Annotated in this window: 24 protein-coding genes; 7 read left to right on the plus strand and 17 right to left on the minus strand. The window is 51.8% G+C overall.

What is annotated here, in order from left to right:
• Nucleotides 1-5 precede the first annotated feature (5 nt).
• The 10 genes from L2Y54_RS15915 to L2Y54_RS15960 all read right to left on the minus strand — a co-directional run bounded on the left by L2Y54_RS15915 (nucleotide 6) and on the right by L2Y54_RS15960 (nucleotide 8,910).
• The gene (locus L2Y54_RS15915; RefSeq protein ID WP_236497543.1) at nucleotides 6-1,133 is read right to left on the minus strand and encodes an acyltransferase family protein; all 1,128 of its coding nucleotides are present in this window, start codon (nucleotides 1,131-1,133) and stop codon (nucleotides 6-8) included.
• Nucleotides 1,134-1,140: 7 nt separating this feature from the next.
• Nucleotides 1,141-2,067 carry a nucleoside/nucleotide kinase family protein gene (locus L2Y54_RS15920; RefSeq protein WP_236497545.1) on the minus strand — a complete coding sequence of 309 codons (927 nt, stop codon included), beginning with the start codon at nucleotides 2,065-2,067 and terminating at the stop codon, nucleotides 1,141-1,143.
• Nucleotides 2,068-2,184: 117 nt separating this feature from the next.
• Nucleotides 2,185-2,652 carry a hypothetical protein gene (locus L2Y54_RS15925; RefSeq protein ID WP_236497547.1) on the minus strand — a complete coding sequence of 156 codons (468 nt, stop codon included), beginning with the start codon at nucleotides 2,650-2,652 and terminating at the stop codon, nucleotides 2,185-2,187.
• Nucleotides 2,653-2,688: 36 nt separating this feature from the next.
• Nucleotides 2,689-2,871, minus strand: a complete 183-nt coding sequence (locus L2Y54_RS15930; RefSeq protein WP_236497549.1) for a hypothetical protein — start codon at nucleotides 2,869-2,871, stop codon at nucleotides 2,689-2,691.
• Nucleotides 2,831-3,532 (minus strand): Crp/Fnr family transcriptional regulator, encoded by a 702-nt coding sequence (locus L2Y54_RS15935; protein ID WP_236497550.1) that lies wholly within the window; start codon nucleotides 3,530-3,532, stop codon nucleotides 2,831-2,833. Before L2Y54_RS15935 ends, L2Y54_RS15930 begins: the two co-directional genes overlap by 41 nt.
• Nucleotides 3,533-3,670: 138 nt before the next feature.
• Entirely contained in the window at nucleotides 3,671-4,372 is a 702-nt protein-coding gene (locus tag L2Y54_RS15940; RefSeq protein ID WP_236497552.1) for a c-type cytochrome, read from the minus strand.
• Nucleotides 4,369-5,721, minus strand: coding sequence for an NAD(P)/FAD-dependent oxidoreductase (locus tag L2Y54_RS15945; protein WP_236497554.1), 1,353 nt, complete (start codon nucleotides 5,719-5,721; stop codon nucleotides 4,369-4,371). Before L2Y54_RS15945 ends, L2Y54_RS15940 begins: the two co-directional genes overlap by 4 nt.
• Nucleotides 5,718-6,275, minus strand: a complete 558-nt coding sequence (locus L2Y54_RS15950) for a c-type cytochrome (RefSeq protein WP_236497556.1) — start codon at nucleotides 6,273-6,275, stop codon at nucleotides 5,718-5,720. Before L2Y54_RS15950 ends, L2Y54_RS15945 begins: the two co-directional genes overlap by 4 nt.
• Before the next feature lie 10 nt (nucleotides 6,276-6,285).
• Complete coding sequence (locus tag L2Y54_RS15955) at nucleotides 6,286-7,509, minus strand: hypothetical protein (RefSeq protein WP_236497558.1); 1,224 nt, start codon at nucleotides 7,507-7,509, stop codon at nucleotides 6,286-6,288.
• Nucleotides 7,510-7,512: 3 nt separating this feature from the next.
• The gene (locus L2Y54_RS15960) at nucleotides 7,513-8,910 is read right to left on the minus strand and encodes a c-type cytochrome (RefSeq protein WP_236497559.1); all 1,398 of its coding nucleotides are present in this window, start codon (nucleotides 8,908-8,910) and stop codon (nucleotides 7,513-7,515) included.
• A gap of 270 nt (nucleotides 8,911-9,180) precedes the next feature.
• Here L2Y54_RS15960 and petA point away from each other — a divergent pair, with 270 nt between their 5' ends.
• From petA to L2Y54_RS15995, 7 genes are all read left to right on the plus strand, one after another.
• The gene (petA, locus tag L2Y54_RS15965) at nucleotides 9,181-9,777 is read left to right on the plus strand and encodes a ubiquinol-cytochrome c reductase iron-sulfur subunit (protein WP_236497562.1); all 597 of its coding nucleotides are present in this window, start codon (nucleotides 9,181-9,183) and stop codon (nucleotides 9,775-9,777) included.
• 31 nt (nucleotides 9,778-9,808) lie between these two features.
• Entirely contained in the window at nucleotides 9,809-10,708 is a 900-nt protein-coding gene (locus tag L2Y54_RS15970; protein ID WP_236497564.1) for a hypothetical protein, read from the plus strand.
• A complete protein-coding gene (locus L2Y54_RS15975; protein ID WP_236497567.1) occupies nucleotides 10,705-11,574 on the plus strand; it encodes an alpha/beta hydrolase in 870 nt (289 codons plus the stop codon). Before L2Y54_RS15970 ends, L2Y54_RS15975 begins: the two co-directional genes overlap by 4 nt.
• Before the next feature lie 29 nt (nucleotides 11,575-11,603).
• Nucleotides 11,604-12,068 carry a peroxiredoxin gene (locus tag L2Y54_RS15980; protein WP_236497568.1) on the plus strand — a complete coding sequence of 155 codons (465 nt, stop codon included), beginning with the start codon at nucleotides 11,604-11,606 and terminating at the stop codon, nucleotides 12,066-12,068.
• Nucleotides 12,069-12,165: 97 nt separating this feature from the next.
• A complete protein-coding gene (locus L2Y54_RS15985; RefSeq protein WP_236497570.1) occupies nucleotides 12,166-12,552 on the plus strand; it encodes a DUF6858 family protein in 387 nt (128 codons plus the stop codon).
• An 8-nt stretch (nucleotides 12,553-12,560) separates the two neighbouring features.
• Complete coding sequence (locus L2Y54_RS15990; protein ID WP_236497571.1) at nucleotides 12,561-13,529, plus strand: SLAC1 anion channel family protein; 969 nt, start codon at nucleotides 12,561-12,563, stop codon at nucleotides 13,527-13,529.
• 77 nt (nucleotides 13,530-13,606) lie between these two features.
• The gene (locus tag L2Y54_RS15995) at nucleotides 13,607-15,274 is read left to right on the plus strand and encodes a glutamine--tRNA ligase/YqeY domain fusion protein (protein WP_236497574.1); all 1,668 of its coding nucleotides are present in this window, start codon (nucleotides 13,607-13,609) and stop codon (nucleotides 15,272-15,274) included.
• 54 nt (nucleotides 15,275-15,328) lie between these two features.
• Here L2Y54_RS15995 and L2Y54_RS16000 read toward each other — a convergent pair whose 3' ends face one another.
• From L2Y54_RS16000 to L2Y54_RS16030, 7 genes are all read right to left on the minus strand, one after another.
• Nucleotides 15,329-15,613: a hypothetical protein gene (locus L2Y54_RS16000; protein WP_236497576.1), complete on the minus strand. Its 285-nt coding sequence runs from the start codon at nucleotides 15,611-15,613 to the stop codon at nucleotides 15,329-15,331.
• Nucleotides 15,614-15,656: 43 nt separating this feature from the next.
• Entirely contained in the window at nucleotides 15,657-17,321 is a 1,665-nt protein-coding gene (locus L2Y54_RS16005) for a PqiB family protein (protein ID WP_236497578.1), read from the minus strand.
• Nucleotides 17,314-17,949, minus strand: a complete 636-nt coding sequence (locus L2Y54_RS16010) for a paraquat-inducible protein A (RefSeq protein ID WP_236497580.1) — start codon at nucleotides 17,947-17,949, stop codon at nucleotides 17,314-17,316. The genes L2Y54_RS16005 and L2Y54_RS16010 overlap by 8 nt, the downstream gene beginning before the upstream one ends.
• Entirely contained in the window at nucleotides 17,942-18,556 is a 615-nt protein-coding gene (locus L2Y54_RS16015; RefSeq protein ID WP_236497582.1) for a paraquat-inducible protein A, read from the minus strand. Before L2Y54_RS16015 ends, L2Y54_RS16010 begins: the two co-directional genes overlap by 8 nt.
• Before the next feature lie 84 nt (nucleotides 18,557-18,640).
• A complete protein-coding gene (locus L2Y54_RS16020; RefSeq protein WP_236497583.1) occupies nucleotides 18,641-19,033 on the minus strand; it encodes a hypothetical protein in 393 nt (130 codons plus the stop codon).
• 30 nt (nucleotides 19,034-19,063) lie between these two features.
• Nucleotides 19,064-19,951 (minus strand): MvdC/MvdD family ATP grasp protein, encoded by an 888-nt coding sequence (locus L2Y54_RS16025; RefSeq protein WP_236497585.1) that lies wholly within the window; start codon nucleotides 19,949-19,951, stop codon nucleotides 19,064-19,066.
• A 12-nt stretch (nucleotides 19,952-19,963) separates the two neighbouring features.
• Entirely contained in the window at nucleotides 19,964-20,947 is a 984-nt protein-coding gene (locus L2Y54_RS16030; protein WP_236497586.1) for a DUF6174 domain-containing protein, read from the minus strand.
• Nucleotides 20,948-21,091: the final 144 nt, after the last annotated feature.

A 21,091-nucleotide genomic window follows, 5' to 3' on the forward strand; every position in this document is an offset into this window, starting at 1 on the left:
TCTCTTTAATCCGCAAAACGACCGGCAAAACCGTCCGTCAATACCAACGCTGCACCCACTGCAATGAACAGCACGCTACCGATCAGCGCACCGGCAAATACTTGCTTACGAGTAAAACGCTGCCGATTGCGAAACGGTTTTTCCACAAAACGCCAGCTAAACCACGCCAGCCCCAAACTCAACGCTATCAACGCTGCCATGACACTCAGGCTTGGTTCTTCCAATGCTTGCATCCGTGCAAAGACGAATACCGGCTGATGCCACAAATACGCACTGTAAGAGATCAATCCCACCCACACCAACGGTGGAAATGCCAGCAATTGACCAACCCACGTCGCGGGCGTTGCGAACACAATCAACAACACCGCGCCCAGCGTCGGCACTAGCGCATACAGACTCGGAAACGGTATCCCCTCATCAAAGAACAATACCGCGTAAACCAGTAGCGCCATACCGCATAGACTGCCGATTTGCGCCAAGGTTCCTTGTGGAAACGGGTGTTTTTGCCAATAAAATGCTGCCAATGCCCCCAGCAACAATTCCCATGCACGGCTGGGAATCAAATAAAAATTGGCCTCTATCGAACTGCGCCACAACCATTCCGACCAACCCAAACTCAGTAACGCAATCACCGCCAGCAAGCCCAGCAGCCAGCGCTTACCCAAGCCCCACGCCAGCAACATGAACAGCGGGAACACCAAATAATACTGTTCCTCAACCGCCAAGCTCCAGGTATGCAATAACGGAATCTGCTCTGCCGTCGCCGCAAAATAGTCCGTTTGCAGCCAAAACAGAATGTTGGAGGCAAACACAACCACTGCGATCAAGCTTTCCCCAAATGCAACCAACTCATGTGGCAACAGCAACCACCACGCCACGGGCAAACACACCAACAATACAAAAAACAGCGCGGGCAAAATGCGCCGGGCCCGCCGTTCGTAAAAGCCCGCGAGGCTGAACGTCCCCGTCTCAAGTTCCGCCAAAATAATTGACGTAATCAAATAGCCACTGATGACAAAAAAGACATCCACGCCCACGAATCCACCGCTGAACGTGGTGAATCCGGCATGAAACAGCATCACGGGCAGCACCGCTAGGGCGCGTAACCCGTCAATTTCCTTGCGATAAATCACGGTTGTGTTATTCCACTAAACCTAACACGCCAGCGCCCCGATCCTCCGGCACGTCGGTAATGCCACGCAATTGGCGGCTGTCATCAATCAGGTTATGAATAATCGGCATCAACACCAGCTCAATCGCCATCAACATCTTGCTGCTTGGTACTACCAGCGTATTACGGCGTGACATGAATGCCCCCGGAATATCGTGCAGCAACGGGATAAAATCAGGCAAGAATTTCGGCGCAAACCGCATCACCAAATAACACTCATCCGGGGTTGGCACGGCTTCTGCCCCAAACGGATCCGACGTATCCACCAAAGGAATAAGCTGGAAATTAATGTGGGTTCGCATGAATTGCGGGGTAATGTGATGCACATAATCATGCAAACGATTCAACAGCGCGGTTTTCGCATCTTCCAACGCCACGCCTTTTTCTTTGATTTCGTGCTGGATTTTCGCCATCCACTCCAGATTCGCATTCGGTGAAATCCCAATCGACAAATCGGGATATTGCGCAATATCAATATCATCCACTACCGCCGCGCCGTGCAAGCCACGGTACAACAATAAATCACTGTCGGGATCCATCGGTTCCCACGGCGTAAACGTGCCAACGACTTGCCCATACTTAGCGGCTTGCCCCGCTGTGTGCAAATAGTGGCGGTATAACCCCCTGCCCACAGCCGCGTACTCGAAAAATAAGCTTTCCAGCTTATCCAGATGATTGCCTTCGGGGCCAAAATGCCCTAGAACACGCCCCTCTTCCTGCGCTTTACGCACTTCATCGCGCATCGCCGTGCGGTCATAACGACGAAACGCGCTGCCGTCGATATACACAGCCTTGACCCGTTCACGGTAAAAAATCCGCTCTAATGCCTGAATAACCGACACAGAACCGGACTCCATCGCGCCGGTAATCGCCACAATCGGGTGTTTTGCTGACATGAAACCTCCTTCTTAAAACATTGTGGCGTAGAGCATAACACCACCCCATTCTGTTGGGATAGCTACCCAAGAAGTAGGGAAATCCACCAGAAGCCATGTCAGCCAACATTGAACAAATCAAAAATTATCAGCCAAACCCGCTTCATCCTTGACGAACAGGATCTCAGCCACTTTGCCTGCTTCCATTTTCACCATCGTGACGTGGTTTTTTTGACGCGGCATGAACGCGGCTTCTTGCGCGTCATACGCCAATAAAATGTCATACGGACGCTCCTGCATTTTCGGAATCGCGAACATTTTAGTGATCATGCTCGGCATCCCGCTAATATCCGCAAGAAAATACGCCTGCTTGCTGCTCAGAAATGCCTTGTCTTGCTTAAGTAAATAGTCATTCACCAAGTCAGAAGCCGGTTTTTCAATAGTAAACAACAAGGTTTGCACATCCGCTGCGACGGTGATCGGCTTGTCGTGCTGATTTTTCAAAGTAATCGGGGGCAAAGTATCGCCAACCTTCAATTCCACCGCCAATACTGGCGCGTTCAGACCCAAGCACAACAGGGTCAGTAATAACCATTTCTTCAACATAGACTCGCTCTCCATTTTACATTAATGATCGTGGTGTTAATGCCCGCTATCCAGACTCCACTGGTATTGCAGCATGAATTGGTCAAAAGCCTTATTCACGGCTTCGCTGCGTCTGTCACCGTTGGTGTCTTCGCCAATAGCCAAGTTACGGTCAGAGCCTGTATTGGTAGCGGCGTAATTACAAGGTAATCCCCGCCGCTTGACGTAATCCGGCAGCATCCAGTATCTGGATGTTGCCGCGAGACTCACCGATAAAGCCTTGGCGCTTCCAATCCGCAAAAAAGCGGCTGACGGTTTCGATAGTCACGCCCAGCAATTCACCGATCTCAGCACGATTCAGCGGCAACGCTACCCAAGTATCCGGTGCATTTCCTGCACACCAGCTCAATAAAAACGAAGCCAGCCGTTCAGCCGCTTTTTTCGCGCCTAATTCCACCAACATGCTTTCGGCACGATGCAAACGTTCCAACCAACGTTTGGTCATTTCCGTCTCAATCTTCGGGTGAGTTTGCTTGAGTTTCAGCAAATCCGCCAATGGCAAACGGCAAACCTCCACCGCATTGAGCGCAATCGCCGAGTGTTTATAATCCACCCCTGACAAACCACCAAACCCGAAGAAATCCCCATCGCGCAGCAATTGCACAATGTGCGAACGCCCATCTGCTAAGGTATTGACAATTTTGACAAAACCGTGGCGCAAGGTGAAAGCGTAGCGGGCTTCCATTCCCTGATGGTAGATAATTTCATCCGGCGCATACTGGATAATCGCAGGCTGAAACGCCTGAATTTGTTCCACTTCGGTGGTATCCAATGTCGAAAAAATGGTGATGGGGCGAATATTACAGGTCGAGCAATGACCTTTGGTTTGGTGTTGTGACACGCGCGTTACCCTTGAGAAATATTATTAGCGTTTCATAATATACCCATGTCGTCCTCGACTGCAAAATTAAGGGTAATTCCAAAAAAATCCCCGACCGCAGCCGGGGAGACGTGCTAGGAGGAGGAAGCACTAACGAAACTATCGCGTGTGGTAATACGCTGCCAACTGCCGAATTTCCTCATCGGTCAGCTTAGCGGCGAATTGCGCCATTGCCTTATTAACATCATTATCGCGTGCACCGTTTTTATACAGCATCATGGTGCGAATAAACGCTTTTTCCGACTGCCCCGCCAGTGCTGGAGCGGCTTCTTTACCGCCCTGCCCCTTCACCCCGTGGCATGACGCGCACGGTGTCAGCAAGCGCGTCGGATCGCCTTTACGCACCAGCCGTTCCGCATCCGCGTGCGCTGAGGCTTTCACCCTGGCTTCGTGTGCAGGCAAACTCGCGTAATACGCTGCCACATCCGCCATATCCTGCTGGCTCATTGGCTCGACTGCCACCGTCATCAGCTTGCTGCGCTCATCTTCGCTACGCAAACCCGACTGATAATCCAGCAACATTTTGTAGGTGTAATCGGTTTTTTGCCCCGCAACGTTTGGCCAATTGCTGGTCGGGGCAATGCCATTTTCACCGTGACACGACGCGCACATCAGTTGCGAATTGAGGTCTTTACCACGGGAAATATCACCCGTAGGCATATCCGCCAACGCCACGCGCAAGGTAGCAGGCTTCCATTTAACCGCATCCGCCGCTTCATGCGCGGCATCGTTTGCCCAGCCCCAACCGGACACCAACAGCGTCGCGGCTACGCCAATTAAGGAAAGTTGGAACGTTTTCATGCAAAACAGTCCTCCGTGAAGGATTTCATCCAAGCCTGCTGATAGACCGCGCCCATGCGAATTTGCGCTGGGGTCGCATCCAAACGCAAATAGCGATTGAATTTGCCCACACGCTGAATCTTGTTGTCGGCTTCCGCTAACTCAAACACGTCGGCGACATACAAGCCGTAATCCGAACCTGCCAGCGCGTAACAGGTGTTTTCCCAACTGGGTGTTGGGGCTTCGCGTCCGGCGAGGATTTCCACCAACGCCCGCGCCAACGATTTGGCTTGCGTATTCGCGGAAAAGCCTGATTTGGGCATCGCATCGGTATGGCAAGCGTCGCCAATCACATGCACATGCGGATGTAAGGTCGATTCAAAGGTCTTGCGCTGATTCGGACACCAACCTTTGTCATCGGTTAGCCCCATTGCGCTGGCAATCTTTCCGGCACGCATCGCAGGCACGATATTAATCACATCCGCCTTAATCTTGCCGCCCTCGGTGGTGACGGTCATGGTTTCCGCATCCACTGACACGGGTGTCCCCCCGTCTTTGGCAGGAATCCATTCCAGAATCCCCGGCTGGCTGTGCTGCTGGATTTCAACGCTATCCGGTATCCCTTCCAGAAATTCCTTAGGCATCGGAAAACCGTATAAACGGTTCCAGCCCAGCATCATGGTCTGGTCGGTGACAAACTTATCTTTCGGGTCAGCAATGATGACCTTGGCTGTCGGATTGTGTTTTTGCAGCCATTCCGCCACCAGTGCGGGGCGTTCATACGGCCCCGGCGGGCAACGGTAAGGGTTGGGCGGCGCAACCATCAAAAACGTCCCGCCTTTGGGCAACGCTTTAAGCTGATCGGCGAGCAATTGGGTTTGCGCCCCCGGAATCCAACCCGATGGGATTTTACTCTCAGCCAGCGCGTAGGAATAACCAGCCAACTTGTCGTACAACAACTCAATCCCCGGTGACACCACTAGCTTGTCGTAGCTGACTTTGCGCCCACCTTTCAAGCTGACATTGCGCTTGTCAGGGTCAAAACCGGTTACTTCGTCAATGATCACATTCACGCCGTATTTGGACTGAAGCGCGTCGTAAGTAACGTGCAAATCCTCCATGCCAATATGCCCCGTCAGCACTTCGGTCGAACCGTAAGGGCGAATGTAGATCGGGTTCTTTTCGATCATTGTGACCTTGATCGCTGGGTCAAACAAGCGCAGGTATTTAGCCGTGGTTGCGCCACCAACCCCACCGCCAATAATGACCACATGCGCTTGCGCCCCCGCAAATGCGCTACGGATAGGAAATGCGCCCGCCAGCGCGGTTGCGCCGAGCAGCCCCAAAAATTCACGTCGATTCAAACTCATGGGGAAACCTCCATAAAATAACGCGCCATGTCGCGGATTTGCTGTTCGCTCAAGCCGTTGGCAACCGTGCCCATCAGGGTCGATTGGCGTGCGCCGTCGCGGAAATCCAGCATGGTTTTAACAAATTCCTGCTCCGGCATTCCTGCCAGCGGCATGAAGGCTTCGTTTTCCAGCGTGCCGTTCGTGCCGTGACATCCGGCGCAGGTATGGGCGAGGATTTCGCCCGCTTTAGCGGCAGGTGCCGCCTCGAAGAAACCCCTCCCCGTCCCTCCCCTTATCAGGGAAGGGTGCAAGAGAGCAGCAGCACCCTCTTGTCCCTCCCCTGACAAGGGGAGGTTAGGAGGGGTTTCTTCTTTCCCCATTTCTTCCTGAATCAATTCGCGGATCATCTCGCGCAATTCGTCTTTGGAAACGCTGTCGGCAGCAGGTGCTTTGGTTTCTGCTTTAGCTTCAACCGCTTTCACGACTGTTTCCACCGCTTTTTTCTCGTCTGCCTGTACCGTGCCAATGCAGGACACCAGCAACAGCGGCAATAGGATCGTTTTCAGTTTCATCATTGCCCCCTTAGCGTAGCCACACCCACAACCCCAGCACAAAAAAGTGGATAATCCACAACGTGATGAGGAGGATGGAAAGATTACCCAAGCGCGTCACCGCAGGCGAAGGCGTATACACCCCGTCGGTTTGCCCCGCTTGCCAAGCCACGGTGAGGAAATAGCTCAACACCAAGCCACCAATAATGACAAACGTGCCAAAGAACAACAGCGTGCTGTACCAGTCCATATTCACCGGATAATCCAGCGCGTTGTAGCCAAAATCGCCAAACAGGATATTCCAGCGCAACACTTCCCGCGCAATCGCCACCACAATCCCCGTGATGGCTGCCAGCCCAAACAGACCGTAGCCAAACAACGGCGCATTCACGCGGCTACCAATGAGTTTCGGCATGACAGCGGTGAGGGAGATAAGCACCGCTGCCAGCCCAACCCAAGGGGAGAACCCAAAAGCGGCCTGACTGTCTGGCAGTGTCGCCATCCAGCCAATGCCGAAGGCCAGTGCTACGATGCCACCGGCGAGACTCAAGACCGTTGCCAGCCCTTTCAACCATTGCAGATAACCGTTATCCACATCGGTACGGTGGCTAATATAATGGCGGTAAGCAAACAACCAGCCGCTGATCACCAACACCGACAAGCTGATAAAAAACCCAAAACGCCACCCGTTGTAATCGTGCAACTTGCGCCCTGACGCATCAATTTCACCATTCGGCGCATACCACTGCATCCACTGATCCGGCGACAACATCTGATAAGTGAGGACGTGCATAATAAAACCGACCACCAGCATCAACGCCAGTGACAGGATCATCGAGCCGGGACAAATGGTTTTCTGCGTTGCCAAATGGTGGTTTTTCGCGTAGAAAAAATACATCAGCAAGTAAGCGACGGTCAGGATCACAATAAACCCAATCACCCACCAGGCCGACAGCACGTTCGAGGTGTACCAAAACGGGTCATAAATCACCTGCACAAACAGCAAAGGCGCAACCCCCAACACCACCGCGACCGACACGGCAATTTTCGCCACGCCCAACATCGCCTGCGCCAATTGGCGTTGATAAGCCGCTTTCGACAACGCGCCCCAAATCACCAGACCGGACGCGCCCAACATCACCTGCACCGCGAGGATGTGCAACGCAAACGTCAACACCCCCAGAATCAGGAACAACACCGGGTGCGAAGGCACACCCGCCACATCGCGCAAGGCGTATAACATTTCAGCATTCATGGTTTATTTCTCCCCTGCTTGTGCCAATGGCTTGCGGGTAGCGGCATAGTTTTCTGCCACCGTGTCATCTTTCAACGCGCCAATGTAGACTGCCAATGCTTCGGCTTCCTCATCGGTTAGCGGAATTTTCGGCATGTACAAGGTATTGCCCGTCGCCAATGCGCCCAGCAAATAATCTTTGATCTCACCCACATCGGTATTACCCCCGAAATACTTCGCCAGCGGACGCATCCCCGTATCGGTCAAAGAATGGCAGTTGGAACACGCCGTCATTGCCAGCGCATGACCCACCGCCCGCGCATTATCCGGCGTGACGGTACGCAAGTTTTCCGGCAAAAATACATGGCTTTTTAGGAAACCTTTTTCCTCCAACAACGGAATTTCCGATTTAATCCCCAACCCCGGCACATCCCGCGCAATAACCTGATTGGAATACACGTATTGCCCCGCCACGAAAGGCTTGCGGATGGACTCACGCGCCACTTCCTCAGGCCACAAGCCGAACACCAGAATCGCCACCGTCATCACGCTCGCTATTGCTGGCACAATCAAACGCGGCATCACCAAGGTAAACAGGAAATACGCCAAAATACCGCTCAACACCATCATCAGCGCAGGCTGGAAATAATCTGGCAAACGGTTTTCCAACACGATATGCGCCTGTTCCGGCAGGGTATGCAGATACCACTGGAACAGCAGCGAACCCGCCAAGGTGGAAACAATCCCCAGCACTGCCAAACGGCGCAGCATGGCTTTCTTGAACGCCAATTCCTTAATACCCGACGCGACAATCCCGCCAACCACCGCCGTCATGGTGAACATAAACGCGGTACGCATCGCCAATTGCGCAAAGGTATTCGCGCCGTAGAAACCGTTGAGGTAGCCGCCTTCGGTGAACCACACTTCCTTGCCCGGCCACATCATGAATGACAAAATTCCGATAATAATCAGCATCGTGGTGTAAGAAGCCAGCCCGAAAATGACCGCAATGCGCATGTGCGTTTTCTGGTCAACCTTGCCGACCAGATACACCACCAGATACACCCCAACCACTTCGATGACGAAGAACACCCACTCGGTTGCCCACTTCCACACAAAGCTGTGGATCAGTGCTGAAATCCCGCGTGGGCTGGCAACCGTGGTCGAAAACCAGATACCGGGGCCGGTAATCGAGCCAATCACATAAGAAAATACCAGCAGGAACATGCCATACTTTTTGATGTAATCGAGCAATTCCGGCTTGTCTTGCCGATAAGCCACCACCGCAAGGTAAGCGAACACCATTGCCGCGCCCACCGATGTGTGGGATGCCAAGACGTGAATGGTTGAAATGACAGCGACAACCCAACCGCTCCCCAACATTGGCTCTAACCACGTGGGATATAATCCGAGCATTTCCATGGAAATCTCCTTGTTGTTTACCTAGCAATAACCCTGAAGTCATTGCACCCTAAAGCAGGGTGTGGAGATTCTGCCTTTTCCAAGTAAATCGCCTTGCGATTTTTAAAAGATCGAAAAAATCAATGGAAAAACCGTGAAACCACCACTTTCTTGTTAAATATCAATCGAAAAATCGTATGACTGGTTTGCCATTTTTCAATGCTTGCCCTGCCGTAACCGAGTATTTTGCTCGACTATCGCCTGCAACCGCATTACTGGAGTTAAGCATTCATGGCACACATTAAAACCAATCTTACCCGCCGCAGCCTGCTGGTTGCCGCCACATCGGTGGTAGGTGCAAGTGGCGCTGCCGCCATTGCCGCGCCGTTTCTTGCCTCTTGGTCGCCGAGTGCGCGGGCATTAGCGGCAGGTGCGCCGGTTGAAGTGAACATTAGCAAAGTCGAGCCGGGACAATTGCTGCGCGTTGTATGGCGCGGCAAGCCGGTCTGGGTCGTGAATCGTACCGATGAAATGCTGGCAAACTTGCCCGCCAACGATGCGAATTTGCGTGATCCCGCTTCCGCTGTGCTGGAACAGCAACCTGCCTATACGCAAAATGCACACCGTTCCCGCCAGCCGAAATACTTGGTACTCGTGGGGATTTGCACGCATTTGGGTTGCTCGCCGAGTTACCGCCCCGAAGTTGCGCCGGAAGATTTGGGTGCGGATTGGAAAGGTGGCTGGTATTGCCCCTGCCACGGTTCGCGCTTTGATCTAGCTGGGCGTGTGTACAAAAACGTACCGGCGGCGACAAACCTGGTCGTGCCGCCGCATTACTTTAAGGATGATGCCACCCTGCTGATTGGTGAGAATGGTAACGTCGCTTAAACAACACTTGCAGAATTCAAGGATAGAAAACATGGATGTATTAACCCGATCCGTAATCCTCGCCTGCTTTACCTCAGGCTGCATTGCCCCCGCCCATGCGCTGGAATTGCGCTACGGCAGCGGCGATTTCGACATGGGCGCAGCCGCCAAGCCATTTATCAGCATGGATACGTCACTGGAAGTAGACACCTGGACGCTGGCAGAACCCCACCGCAATATCAACGCTTCGCCACTGTATTACCAATTCCGCGCCGATTATTTCGACTCGGATACCGTGAACCAGATGACCGACCTTGCCAGCTTGCCGCTGACCAGTAACCTGCCCGTGATCGGTAGCAGCGTCACGGATTTGATTGCGGACAATACCGCGATTCCCGTCCCCGCCGATTACCGCATCCACGGCGTAAACCTTGATGTAGGCGTGGGTTACGATGTGCTAAAAACTGCGCGTGGGCATGTCGGTGTCGGCGTGAATACCGGTGTCAGCACGCCATTCATGAAAGTGCGCAATGCCCTGCCCGCTGCCAATCTCGCATTGAAAATGCTGGATACCTTTGATACCGAAATCACCACTTACAAAGCCGGTATCGCTGTGCAAGGCAGCTATCAGGCAACCCCTTGGCTGAAAGTCGCGGGCAATGCCTCCCTCAACCACCAAACTGGCGAGATGGATAACGGCTGGGTCGGCTCCGGCATCGACATGGATGGCACGTACCGCACGCTGGAAGTCGAAGCCAAGCTCAAACCCGCCAAACTGCTGAACCAGCCGCAGTTGAAAAATGCCTTTGTCAGCATCGGGCATAGCCGCAGTGACTGGGATTACGACAGCGCCGCGATTAACACCCCCATCGGCAGCGCCAGTATTCCGGGTATGTTTGATGCGGATTTTGCGCATGACAGTACGTGGATCGGGGCGGGCTACGACTTTTGACACTGGCATTGCTGATCATTGCGGGAATTATCATCGGCGTTGCCGCGCTGTTCATGCTCGGCATCCACTGGGGCTTTCGTGCGCCACGCCAAATAGAGCAAGGCACGCCAGAGGACTTAGGCTTTGCCTTTGAACAAGTATGGATTCCCAGCGTTGCCAACAAACGCTTATTCGGCTGGTTTTTACCCGCTGGCAATGCCACGCAAACGCTGGTCATCCTGCACGGCTGGGGCAGCAATGCAGAACTGATGTTGCCCATCGCCGCGCCCTTTCAGCAAGCGGGCTTGAATGTGCTGCTCTTCGATGCCCGCAATCACGGGCAAAGTGACACGCACAGCTTTTCCTCCCTGCCACGTTTTGCTGAAGATTTGGAGAGTGCGCTCGCTTGGTTGCACGCCAATCATCCGACGGCTTGCGAGAAGCTGGCATTGCTGGGGCATTCGGTCGGCGCGGGTGCGGTATTGCTGGCTGCGTCGCGGCGTACCGACATTGCGGCGGTGATTAGCGTTTCGGCGTTTGCACACCCTGAATGGGTGATGCGCCGTTACCTGCAAACTTTGCATATGCCCCACTTCCTGATTCGCGTCATCAACCATTATGTGCAATGGGTGATCGGGCATCGCTTTGCGACAATTGCGCCGCTGAATAGCGTATGCCAAATTACCTGCCCCATTTTGTTGGTACACGGGGTAGACGATCAGGTTGTGCCACTCGCGGATGCACATGCCATCATCAGCCATTGCCCGCAAGCGCGTTTAACCCTGCTGGAAATTCCCGACGCGGGTCACGCCTCCGTCGATAAAATCGAGGAACACGCGCCCGCATTGCTGGCTTTTTTATGGAAGGCGGGTTTCAGGCTATCGTAGCGGCTGTTTTATTTTTTGGAGACCCGCTGATGTTACAAGCCAAGCAACCTGCCCCCGCGTTCAGTTCCCCCAATCAGCACGGCAAAACCGTGTCACTGGCTGATTTCGCAGGCAAACAACACGTCGTGCTGTACTTTTACCCCAAAGACGATACCCCCGGCTGCACCATTGAAGCGAACGAATTCACCGCACTGGCAGCCGAATTTGCCGCGCATAATGCCGTGGTGATCGGGGTCAGCAAGGATGATTGCGGCAGCCATCAAGCCTTCATCGACAAATTCGGGCTAAAAGTGGAACTGTTGGCGGATACGTCCGGCGAAGTCTGCGCGGCTTATGGCGTGTGGCAGGAAAAGGAAAAGAACGGCGTGAAAAAAATGGGCATTGTGCGTTCCACCTTCGTCATCGACAAAAAGGGAATGCTGGTGGAAGCGTTGTATCAGGTCGATCCGAACGGACACGCACAAGCGATGTTGGATGTGATCAAACAGCAATAACCCAGCACTTTAGTTTGCTATTTTTCAATGCCAAACCAGCCAGCAACCACTAGAATCCCCCACTTTTAACGCTTTACACTTGTAGAAGGAATTTCCCATGAAACACATGATGTTGCAAGAAAAATACCCCGTTTTTACGCTGGAAGTTGGTAAAAACGAACTGGCAAACCCCACCATGCAGGGCATCGTGGATTATTTCTTGGCAAAAATCGAAGAACATCCGGTGGCGCGTTTCATTGCGGTGTTTGATCACTATTCCCACACCAAAGCCCTGCCACAAGGCGAAATCAACCCCGCGATTTTGGACGCAAAAGATGTGGTCTTCTGCTTCGGAACACACCTGCCTAACCCTCAAGTTTTGGCAGTGCGCCCGCGTTCCATCGGCATTGCAGAAATGGCTGATAGTTTTGTGGTGAGCTACATGGAAGCCCCCATGCCATTGGCGAACAACGCGATGGAAGCGTGGGTAACTGCGTTAAAATGAAACCTGTCATGGATACCCACACACCACACGGGCGTTTAGCCTTTTTCCCGATCTCCTTCTTTTCAGTGGTGATGGGTTTGTCAGGTCTGACAATTGCGTGGGAAAAAGCCCAGCAGGTGTTTCAGCTTGATTGGGGGATTACCCCTTGGCTGGTTGGACTGACTGTCGGCGTATTCAGCCTGCTGTTACTGATGTATCTGAGTAAACTTTGGCGGCATCCACAACGTGTAGCGCAAGAATTAGCGCACCCGGTCAAACTGAGCTTTTTCCCAACGATTTCGATCAGTTTGTTGCTGATTGCGGCGGCATTGCAGGGAATGAATGTCAGTTTTGTGTTACCCGTATGGGCAGCGGGAATCTTGCTGCATCTGGCGCTTACGCTGTATGTGGTGAATAAATGGATGCATCACGAACATTTCCAGATTCAACACATTAACCCCGCGTGGTTTATCCCGGCGGTGGGGAATGTGATTGTCCCGGTCGCGGGTGTGCCGTTGGGGTTTGTGGATGTGTCGTGGTTTTTCTTTAGCATCGGCATGTTTTTCTGGCTGATTTTAATGACGTTGGTGTTTAACCGCATGATTTTCCATCAAGCAATTGATGTGTTTTTACTGCCAACCTTGTTCATTTTAATTGCGCCGCCAGCAGTCGGGTTTATTGCCTATATGCGCTTGGAAAATGAGCTGGATGCGTTGGCGCGGATGCTGTATTTCTTCGGGCTATTTTTGACGCTGCTGTTACTGAGCCAGTTTGGGCGGTTTGCTAAGTTGAAATTTGGTTTGCCTTGGTGGGCGTATTCATTCCCGACGGCAGCGATTACGATTGCGAGCTTTGTGATGTATGAAAAATCGCACGTCATGGCGTATCAGTGGATTGCGACTGGCTTGCTGGCAATGCTGACGGCATTGGTCACATTGCTGGTGGTATTAACGCTCAGAGCCGTGTTCAAACACGAGATTTGCAAGCCGGGGCATTAAGCACGGCGCTGGACTGGACAACGGCGGTGCTTAATAGTCTAATTCCTGCATTGCAATAATTGACAAGAACTACCCCCATGAGCGAAGAAACCAGCAAACCACTCAATTTTATTGAACGTATCGTCAAAGAAGACGTTGAAAGCGGCAAAATCACCAATGTGCGCACGCGCTTCCCCCCCGAACCCAACGGCTATTTGCACATTGGTCACGCCAAATCCATCTGGCTGAACTTTGGTTTGGCGCAGAAATTCGGCGGCAAGTGCAACCTGCGCATGGATGACACCAACCCGGAAAAAGAAGACGAAGAATACGTCGAATCCATCAAAGCGGATGTGCAATGGCTAGGTTATCAATGGGATGGCGACGTACATTACGCCTCCGACTATTTCGACCAGTTGTATGATTGGGCGGTTTACCTGATTAAAGCGGGCAAGGCGTTTGTGTGCGATTTGACCGCTGACGAAATGCGGGCATACCGTGGCACGTTGACCGAAACGGGCAAAGAAAGCCCCTTCCGCACCCGTTCTATCGAAGAAAACCTCGAACTGTTCACGCAGATGCGTGACGGTGCATTCCCCGATGGCAGCCGCACGTTGCGCGTGAAGATTGATATGGCATCGTCCAATATCAATTTGCGCGATCCGGTGATTTACCGCATTAAACGCGCCACGCATCATCAAACAGGCGATAAATGGTGCATTTACCCATCTTACGATTACGCTCACGGGCAAAGTGACGCGATTGAAGGCATTTCGCATTCGGTGTGTACGCTGGAATTTGAAGTGCATCGTCCGTTGTATGACTGGTTTATCGACAATATTCCCGTGCCTGCGCAACCGCATCAGTACGAATTTTCACGCCTCAACATCAATTACACCGTCACTAGCAAGCGTAAGCTCAAGCAATTGGTGGATGAAAAGCACGTTGATGGCTGGAATGATCCGCGTATGCCGACCGTTTCCGGCTTGCGCCGTCGGGGTTTCACCCCCAAAGCCATCAATGATTTCTGCGAAATGGCAGGCGTCACCAAGGTCGAAGGCGTGGTTGACCTTGGCATGTTGGAATTCGCTATCCGCGAAGATTTGAACAACATTTCCCCGCGTGCCATGTGCGTCTTGCGTCCGCTCAAAGTCACGCTGACCAATTACCCAGAAGACCAAGTGGAAATCATGACCGCCCATGTCCATCCGCAAAATGAGGCAATGGGTACGCGCGAAATGCCGTTCTGCCGCGAAATCCTGATTGATCAGGACGATTTCCGCGAAGAAGCCAACAAGCAGTATAAGCGCTTGGTGTTGGGCAAACGGGTACGCTTGCGCAATAGCTACGTGATTGAGGCGGATGAAGCGGTGAAAGATGCCGACGGCAATATCATCGAAATTCGCGCTCGCGTGATTGAAGACACGGTTGGCAAAGACCCAGCCGATGGCGTGAAAGCCAAGGGCGTGATTCACTGGGTGTCAGCACGTAATAACGTGGATTGCGAAGTGCGTTTGTATGACCGCTTGTTCAGCGACCCGGCACCGGATGCGGGTGGTAAAAACTTCTTGGAATTCATGAATCCGCACAGTTTGGAAATCCTCAACGGCTGTAAAGGTGAAATCGGGCTGGTGCAAGCCACGCTGGAAGACCGTTATCAGTTTGAGCGGGAGGGGTATTTTGTGTTGGATTCCAAGTATTCGGCTGCCGATAAGCTGGTGTTTAACCGGGTAATTGGGTTGCGGGATACTTGGGAGAAGAAGTAGAAGACCCTCACCCCCCGCCCCCCTCTCCCGGAGGTAGAGGGGGAGGAAGAAGGGTTAGAGCTTGAATGACAGGAGCATTGCTGCGATAAAAGCCGCCAAGTATATCCACGGGAAGGCGATTAGGTAGGTGATGAGGTGGGTTGTGCCTGCGGCATACGCCCACCATGCGCCAATGCCTGAAATCGCAAAGGCTAACGGCACGCCAAACGCGGCGATTAGTAGTGCGCCCGCCCAGGCGACTTGCATATTGGCGATGCTCATGACGCTGCCCATCGCCAAGAATGCGCCGAGAAGAACGCCAATCACACTGACGAGGGTGTTGATCCAGAGTGTTGCCATTGATGTTTCCCCTGTATTGATTGGGTAGCACGATACCACAACATCATTCCCCCTGCTTACCGCGCAGCAGTGAACTGGGCTGGCGTTGTAACGTTTCAGTCAAACTGCGTAACGCGCGGGAAGCAGCGGTCACCTCCTCCAACATCTCTTGCAACTGGTGTTGGGTGGGGGAGTTTTGTGCCGTCAAACGGTCAATCTGCGCCATCGAGCCTTGGATTCTTTGCATGGTGTTACCCAAATCCTGACTGATTTTATTGACATCGCTGGTCACACTGGGCAAGGTGTTTTTATCCACGGTTTTAAGCGTTTCCTTAGCGGCCTTCACCGCTTGTTCCGCCTCGGATAATACCTGATTGAGATTATCCACGGTTTTATCCAATTTACCGCTATTCACCAATTTATTAATGCCAGCCAAGGTTTCATCAAGGCTTTGCATAATATCAGCAGCTAAGAAAGGTAATTCTTCAAACGCTGTTCCGGTGGTGGGAAATTCACTGTAAAACTGCGTCGTCTTAATGGTTGCCGGTAGCGCATCCTTTTCCATACTGAGCGTAATCACTTTCTGCCCGGTTAGAAAACTCACGGTATCCAGCTTAGCACGTAAGCCTTTTTCCACTAATTGACGCATGGCGACTTCACCGGTTTCCTTGGTGAAAGATTCATCGAAATATTGAGGCTGGATATACACCAACACCGGCACGCGCACTGCCAATGAATCCATATCCATTTTCATGCCAATGTTTTCAACTTTACCAATGGGAATTCCCTGAAACTCTACATCTGACCCCACACCCATACCGCGCACAGAACCATCAAAGTACATGACGTAATACAATCTAGTCGCGTATTGTTTTTCCTGTGAGTCCGCGTAATTGCGATGTAATACAAAGGTATCCCCCTGTTTACTTACGTCACCACCTGCGACTCCGGCAGGCGTTTCAAATGCAACACCCCCGATCAGTACGGAAATCAACGATTCCATGCGGAATTCTGCACCCGTTGAATTCATATTAAGTTCTACGCCACTGGCATTCCAGAAGCGGGTATTTTCATGCACATAGCGAAAATAAGGTGCACGAATAAACAGTTCCAATTGCACGCGATCCTGATTATCCAGCAATTCGTAATCGATCACCTCACCAACCTGCAATTGTTTGTAAAAGACTGGCGCTCCCACGTCCATTGAACCTAAAGAATCCGATATTAAGAAAAAACGCTTACCGTCTTCGGCGGGTGTAATAACAGGAGGGCGTTCCGCACCTTTATAAAAACTCTGGTCATCGTTATTCGTTCCCGGATCCATGCCAATATAGGAGCCAGAAAATAATGTCCCCAAACCGGATACTCCAGAACGGTTCACACGCGGGCGTACCACCCAAAAACTGGCATCACTGCCCAGATGCCGCCCGATTTCTTTATTTAACTCGATAACGGCTTCAATGTGTTTTAGCTCATTATCCAATTTGAGCTTTTTGACTTTGCCAACCGTTACCGCTTTGTAGCGCACTTCGGTTTTGCCCGATTCAATACCTTCTGCACTGGAAAATTGCACCGTTACAATCGGACCGCGCTGATACCACGCCTGAAACAATAACCAGAAACCAATCAATAATGCCGCCAACGGAATTAACCATACCAGCGAAGGCCAGCGCTGCTCCCGCAATTCCACATCCGGCAGATTATCATCAAGCCCTTTATTATCATGCATTCTGCTGTTCCTCTTGCCGGGTAATATCCCAGATCAAGTGCTCATCCAACGTCCGGGCAGCAAACATGGTTAACACCACCACCGCCGCAAATGACAAACTGCCCAGATTGGCATCAACCCGCGCCAAATTGCCAAATTGTACCAGCCCCACCAAAATCGCAATCACAAACACATCCACCATTGACCAGCGCCCCACGTATTCGGTGATACGATACAAGCGCATCCGGTCATATTGCCGCCAGCGTGAACGCCGCTGAATACTGATCAACAAAAAACTTAAGGTAAACAATTTCAACAAAGGCACGACAATGCTCGCCACAAACACAATCAATGCCAGCGGCCACTGCCCGGCTTCCAGCAAATGGTAGACGCCAGTAATAATGGTATCTGGTTGCCCTGCCCCCAACATATACACGCTCATAATTGGCAACATATTCGCCGGAATATACAAAATGGCAGCAGCGATCAGCAACGCCCAAGTGACTTCCACACTATTGGACTGCTGTGCAAACTTCACCCGCGCCCCACAACGCGGGCAATGCATGACCTCGAAGCGCTTCAGTTGCCGGGGCGGATGGCTCAAATGGCTACAAACACGGCATTGCAGCAAAGCCCCGTGCTCAGCCATGCTTTTTCTCCAGCGCACGCCAGACGCTAAACGGGTCCAATAATGCCGTGGCTGCCGCCATCGTCAGGATAAGACCCGCAAATGACCAGAAAGCCGCCCCCACAATTAGCGTAGCGAGATCACCCAATTTCACCACTGCGACCAGCACCCCTAACATAAAAACTTCCAACATCCCCCACGGTTTGAGTTCACGCATCCAACGGAACAAAAAAATCGCCATGTTCGAGCGCCAGCGATAGCGAATAGTCAACACCACCACCAAGAGCGTCAGCAATTCAAATAAGGGGAAAACGATAATATTGAGAATAATCAGCCCTGCCAAAATAGGGTAGCCCTGATCCCAAAATGCTAGGCTCGCCCCCAGCAAATGCAACTCCTGTTCCGCCCCTTGTGCGCGTAAACCCAATAACGGAAACACATTGGTCAACACAAACAACGTCAGCCCTGCTAAGGTCAGCGCCAACACCGCATCCAGCATATTCGGGCGATTGCGGTATAATACCGCCCCACAACGGCTACAATTCGCGGTTTTACCCGGCGCGACCGGGCGATAACGGTGCAACTGACCGCATTCCTGGCAGGCGATAGGTTCGGCTGAAACTGACATGAATGATGCAATTAAATCCACACATAGAATTGCGTGCATTGTATCGTACTTAGGCTAAATCTGCCTGAACCACCGCTATTTGCTTTAGACAGTATTCTTCGGGGGCGAAATATCAGGACTTACATCACTCAAACTAATGGAGATTTCAATACCATTTCTGACTTCAATATAAATCAACCGGGTTTCATCGCGCACCCAAGAACACCGCCTATAAGTTTTAAATGAATACTCATTGCGTTGGTTAACCACGTGTTGCTGAGCCTTACCATCACTTAACAAATCAACAAGTTGAATACTTATGTTACGTATGTATTCATGCAAGTTATTGGATAAGCCATTATCCCCTATTGGTTGAAATGCACTCACCCCATTGACGGGTAACAACTTACCTTGATAAGACACGGCTACACGATTAAGTGAGTGAGTACCTGCTTGCTGGGGTTCTCGTCCTTTTGTACTCGGTAAAATGCCTGCCATTACCCCTCCTGACGCTGATAAGTAGCGTTGTTACAATAAGACGCCCAACTTTCTAAGCAAAGCATCACTTAACGCACCGGCTGCCACCTGATCAAATCCCGCAAACATTGGGTTAGTATTGATCTCCAAGAACTGCCACTCCCCCGTATGCGGGTCAGTTTTGAAATCAGCCGCTGCGAAATCCAGCCCCAAATGATTCGACAAGCACGCCAACTTTTCCACCAAATCACCCGGTACATCCACCACTTGCATCCGAGTAGCGGACGCTGAGCGGTAATCCAATGCCTCCGTCTGAATCAGAAAACCAAACCAAGTGTTACCAATACGAAATACCCGCAACTCCGGCGAAGCTAAACGCCGTTGCACAATCTGCGGGTAAGACAGTATGTTATTACCCGTGATTTCATGCACTGCCAACGGGGTACAGTAAGCGCCGCCCGTCACAGGCTTAGCCACCCACTCCCCATGTTCATGCAACCGCGTCATGGCGAGAAGATCGTTGCTGACATACGTATCAGCAACGTTAAACCCCATGCTCAACGCCAAGCGCAACATGTAAGGCTTATTAACCCCACCACACGGCAGGAACTGCCGATTACACAACGCAATATCCGGCGAACTTAATAGCCAGCCGGATACGCTAACAAACCATTCACGCGCTGCTGAATTATCTTGCGCATTGTTGCTTTTCAGGTAAGCAAACACATCCTGTCGGATAAATGCTGCCGATACCGCGACCTCCTTGTCGTCATCCAGCAAACGGTTTTGGTGAATATCCCAATGCAAACGCGGCGAACCCGATTGCCCTGTGAGCAAACAATGCACGGGAATATCATGCAATGCCGCCCGTTTCAGCAGACGTACCAATTGAGGGTCAGTGTCACCGCCTGCCAATAGCAATCGGGGCTTTATTGTCATGGTTGAATCACCTTATTTGTAATCGTGATGCCCGCCGTCTTCTTCGCCAATTGCCAATGTGGTCACAATCGGGTCATCCACTGGCGGCAAACCACCGTCTTCCTCACCCAGTGCTAAGGTCGTGAATTGCGGTTCTGGCTGGAAATTACTAATGGTGTAGCCCATTTCCTCATCCGCTATCTGAACGCTTTGATCAATATAAATCGACGCTGGCAAACCGTATTGCTTGTCGTAGCTGACATCAACCTTAGCCGCACCGCTTTTGATACCCTGCTCCACCAAATTAAACAAACCGTCAGCATTCAAATTGTAAATAGACTGCCTATTTGTCTGGCGATCATCAGGGAGCAACTCACCGGTATCCGCATAGGTAGCCGACTTCACGCTCCCATCACGCACTTCAATATTAATCGGACGAATCGCATCGCCCCGACAGAAGCAATTGCGCTGCAAGGTAAACGAGTAATCGTCAATATCCAGCGAATCCCACTTTTTGCGGTTCGCGTCCAACTGTTGTTGCGCATCTGAGCTTGTAGAACCGCCTGCATTAATGGCTTTAACATCCTGTGCTGTCAATTTCTTCCGCGAAATTTCCCCACCGGTAATGCCGCCGGAAATGACCAAGGTATCGCCAGCACTGAGCTTGCCATCCTTTTTACTATCCAGCACCTCGTAACTCAACGCACCATTAATATCGAAACGTTCGCGCACCGCTTTGTCTTGCTGCCGCGTCAGTTGCAGCGGTTTAGGCTGCGGCTTGGATGGCTCAGTCGGGGGCAATTTGTCACCAATCACCTGAATCAACTGCATAATGAGCTTGATTAGGGCTTCATTATCGCCTTTTCCAAAGGTGTTGTTGCCTGACTTGCTTTGAATGGCTTTCACCGCATCGCCAAGCACGCTAGTAGCAGTTGCCAGCGTAGCGGCTGAACTGCTGCTGTTTTGAGTAGCAGTCTGCGTTGGCTTGATGCTACTGCCCTGTGTTATCCCTGTCATCGTGAATCCTCCAGTGTTAGGGGTATATGCCCAATTTGGCATGTCCCATTCTTCGCGCTTGTACCGCAAGTACCGATTACCTTCAGACGAGCAGACATTTTCCCCTTATGAGCGGTAAGGCTAAGCGCTACACTTGAACCCATC

Origin of the sequence: Thiothrix winogradskyi (assembly GCF_021650935.1) — a bacterium.
Taxonomy (GTDB): Bacteria; Pseudomonadota; Gammaproteobacteria; order Thiotrichales; family Thiotrichaceae; genus Thiothrix; species Thiothrix winogradskyi.